Origin of the sequence: Kitasatospora sp. NPDC056800, assembly GCF_042789775.1 — a bacterium.
GTDB lineage: Bacteria > Actinomycetota > Actinomycetes > Streptomycetales > Streptomycetaceae > Kitasatospora.
In genome coordinates this window covers 1-3,441 of sequence record NZ_JBHUAL010000368.1, presented here as the reverse complement: position 1 = coordinate 3,441, position 3,441 = coordinate 1, and the positions used below count along the sequence as shown (strand labels likewise).

At 73.5% G+C, this 3,441-nt stretch carries 3 protein-coding genes; 1 reads left to right on the top strand and 2 read right to left on the bottom strand.

Features of this window, described 5'->3' with window-relative positions; genetic code table 11:
• Positions 1–45: 45 nt before the first annotated feature.
• Positions 46–2,013, bottom strand: a complete 1,968-nt coding sequence (locus ACFRQN_RS40280; RefSeq protein ID WP_380745620.1) for a heavy metal translocating P-type ATPase — start codon at positions 2,011–2,013, stop codon at positions 46–48.
• On the bottom strand, positions 2,010–2,408 hold the full coding sequence (locus tag ACFRQN_RS40275; RefSeq protein ID WP_074005866.1) for a helix-turn-helix transcriptional regulator: 399 nt from the start codon (positions 2,406–2,408) through the stop codon (positions 2,010–2,012). Before ACFRQN_RS40275 ends, ACFRQN_RS40280 begins: the two co-directional genes overlap by 4 nt.
• 532 nt (positions 2,409–2,940) lie before the next feature.
• Here ACFRQN_RS40275 and ACFRQN_RS40270 point away from each other — a divergent pair.
• Positions 2,941–3,297, top strand: coding sequence for a beta/gamma crystallin domain-containing protein (locus tag ACFRQN_RS40270; protein WP_049649160.1), 357 nt, complete (start codon positions 2,941–2,943; stop codon positions 3,295–3,297).
• The last annotated feature ends 144 nt before the right edge of the window (positions 3,298–3,441 follow it).

The following is a 3,441-nucleotide window of genomic DNA, read 5'->3' as shown; positions in this document are numbered from 1 at the left end:
AGCGTGGAGCGGCCGGGGCCGGCGGACCGTGCTACGGGCGAGGGGTCAGGCGACGGCTCCGGCCGGGGCGGGCGCGCTCGCGCGGTGCGGGGTCGAAGTCGGGGCCGGGGGCAGCGGCTTGGCGCGTCCGGCCCGCACGCCGTTGCCGATGATGACGATCTCGGCGAGCTCGTGGACCGCGACGACGGCGGCGAGGCCGAGGACGCCGAAGAGGGCGAGCGGCATCAGACCGACGATGACCGCCAGGGACAGGCCGACGTTCTGGAGCATGATCCGCCGTGCGCGGCGGGCGTGGTCCAGGGCCTGGGGCAGGTGGCGCAGGTCCTCGCCCATGAGCGCGACGTCGGCGGTCTCGATGGCGACGTCGGTGCCCATCGCCCCCATGGCGATGCCGAGGTCGGCGGTGGCCAGGGCGGGGGCGTCGTTGACGCCGTCGCCGACCATCGCGGTCGGGCGGAGGGTGCGGAGCCCGCCGATGATGCGGGCCTTGTCCTCGGGGCGCAGGTCCGCGTGCACGGTGTCGATGCCGGCCTCGGCGGCGAGGGCCCGGGCGGTGCGTTCGTTGTCGCCGGTGAGCATCACCACGGTCAGGCCGCGGGCGCGGAGGCGGTCGACGACCTCGCGGGCCTCGGGGCGCAGTTCGTCGCGTACCGCGATCGCGCCGATCACCGTCGCGTCGTCCTCGACGAGGACGGCGGTGGCGCCGGAGTCCTGCATCGCGGTGACGGCTTCGGCCAGCGGGCCGGGCTCGATCCAGCCGGGGCGCCCGAGCCGGACGGGGCGGCCGTCCAGCCGGCCGGTGAGGCCGGCGCCGGTGACCGCCTCGACGTCCGTGGCGACGGGCACGCCGGGGGCGGCGGCCAGGACGGCCTCGGCCAGGGGGTGTTCGCTACGGGCCTCCAGCGCGGCGGCCACGGCGAGGACGGTGTCGCGGCTGTGGCCGTCCAGGGTGGCGACGCGGACGACGGCGGGCCGGTTGCGGGTGAGGGTGCCGGTCTTGTCGAGGGCGACGGCGCGTACGGCGCCGAGGGCTTCGAGGGCGGCTCCGCCCTTGACCAGGACGCCGAGCCTGCCGGCCGCGCCGACGGCGGCGACCACGGTGACGGGTACGGAGATGGCGAGTGCGCACGGGGAGGCGGCGACCAGGACGACCAGCGCCCGCTCGATCCAGGTGGCCGGATCGCCCAGCAGGGAGCCGACGAGGGCGATGAGGGCGGCGGCGACCATGATGCCGGGCACCAGGGGCTTGGCGATCCGGTCGGCGAGGCGCTGGCCGGCGCCCTTGCGGGCCTGTTCGGCCTCCACGATCCGGACGATCCGGGCCAGCGAGTTGTCCTCGGCCGTGCTGGTGACCTCGACCTCCAGCACGCCGGTGCCGTTGATCGCGCCCGCGTACACCTCGCTGCCCGGACCGGCCTCGACGGGGACGGACTCACCGGTGATGGCGGATACGTCCAGGGCGGTGCGGCCGGCGCGGACGGTGCCGTCGGTGGCGATCCGCTCGCCGGGCCTGACCACCATCGTGTCGCCGATCCGCAGTTCGGCCGGAGCGACGGTCCGCTCGGTGCCGTCGCGCAGCACGGTCGCCCGTTCGGGCACCAGGTTCAGCAGGGCGCGCAGGCCCCGGCGGGTGCGGGCCAGGGACCAGGCCTCCAGGCCCTCGCTGACGGAGTAGAGGAAGGCCAGCATGGCGGCCTCGCCGACCTCGCCGAGGAGGACCCCGCCCACGGCGGCGATCGTCATCAGCGTGCCGACCCCGACCTTGCCCTTGGCCAGGCGGCGCAGCGTGGCGGGTACGAAGGTCCAGGCGCCGACGACGAGGGCGAGCGCGTTCAGCGCGTTCACCGCGGTGTCGGACGCGCCGGACCAGCCGGCGATCAGTCCGGCCGGCAGCAGGACGCCGGCCACGGCGGCGGCCCGCAGCTCGCCGACCTCCCAGAGCTTCTCCGGTTCGCGCTCCTCCCCTCCCTCCACGGTCTTCCTGTCGTCGCCGCAGCCGCAGGCGTCGCTCATCGGCCGGCCCCGGTGCTGTCCGGGGCGGGCGCCGCCGGGGTGCCGTAGATCGGGCAGAGGTCGACGGCCTCGCCGGTCGCGGCGAGCAACTGCTCGGCCGAGGCCAGCAGGTCCAGCAGTTCCGGGCGGGCCAGGAAGTACAGGGAGGCCCGGCCCTGGGGGCGGGAGTCGACCAGGCCGCAGTCCCGCAGGCAGGCCAGGTGCGCCGAGACCGTGGACTGGGCCAGGCCCACGCAGCCGACCAGGTCCACGACCTTGGCCTCGCCCCGGGCCAGGCGCAGCAGGATCGCGAGGCGGGCCGGGTCGCCGAGCGAGCGGAACAGGGCCACCGCTGCCGAGGGCGCGCCGCACGAGGTGGTGGCCGGGGACCCGGCCGCCGGGCTATTCATCGTCATGGAGCGATGATAGCTGTTGATGCCGATGTCATCGCTCCAGACGGGCTGTCGCGGCCCGGTTCGACCGCGACCGCATCCAGGAGCGGACGCCGGAGAGACAGGTCGTCGCCGTCGCCACGGGCGGCCACGGCGGCCGCTTGGGGCGCGGGGACGCCGTCCACGCCCTCCCCCGGCACCGCACGACACGTCCTGCGCGAACCCGCCAGCCCCACCCCCCTCTCCCAGCCAGGCGTCCCCCGACACCCGTCGCGCGCGGTCGGCCGTCCGACCATCACCCCACGTCAGCGCAGCACTTAGGCGACCCTCGGTCGACGGCCCGTCCGCCCGACCCCGGGACCACTCGCGACCCACCAGAACACCACACCCCACGCCTCGCCGAAAACACGGAGGGAAATGACCGAGAACACGTGAGGTCAGGCTTCGTTCGATTGACCGTCACAAAAGCGGTCTGGATACTGATCGAGCACGACGCAACCGAAACTCGTTGCGAAGCGGTCTCCGATTCGACATTTCATCCGACTGAGGAGAATCCATGATCTCGAAAGCCAAGAAGGTCGTGAGCTCGATGGCGATGGCCTTCGCCGCGGCCGCCACGCTCACCGTGGCCGTGCCGTCCGGCAACGCCTTCGCCATCGACCACGTCCAGTGCGACGGGAGCCGCAACGACTTCCTGAAGATCTGGTCGCACCTCGACGGCCGTGACAGCGTCGACTGCTATGCGAACGGGGGGTCGATCGGCTTCGGCGGGTGGTGGGTCGACCGGATCTCCACCGGGAACAACGACCTGGTCTACTCCGACGCCAACGGCGACTCGGTGCGGATCAACCGCTGGACCGACATCTCCTTCCCGAACCGCCCGCCGCGAGTCAACTCCATCCAGATCCTCTGACGAACCGGCAGAGCGAACCCCGAACAGAAATTCGCCCGGCCGAATCACCGGGAATTCCCACAGTGCTTCGATCGCCACCGAATCTTCTGTGACGTGAATTCGCTCCACCCCGGCTCACCGACGCCGGCCACCCCCTCCAGGGGC

Bases quoted from the DNA above. Each gene is read 5' to 3' on its own strand.
- ACFRQN_RS40275 (WP_074005866.1), bottom strand. From the start codon at position 2,408: ATGACGATGAATAGCCCGGCGGCCGGGTCCCCGGCCACCACCTCGTGC.
- ACFRQN_RS40270 (WP_049649160.1), top strand. From the start codon at position 2,941: ATGATCTCGAAAGCCAAGAAGGTCGTGAGCTCGATGGCGATGGCCTTC.
- ACFRQN_RS40280 (WP_380745620.1), bottom strand. From the start codon at position 2,013: ATGAGCGACGCCTGCGGCTGCGGCGACGACAGGAAGACCGTGGAGGGA.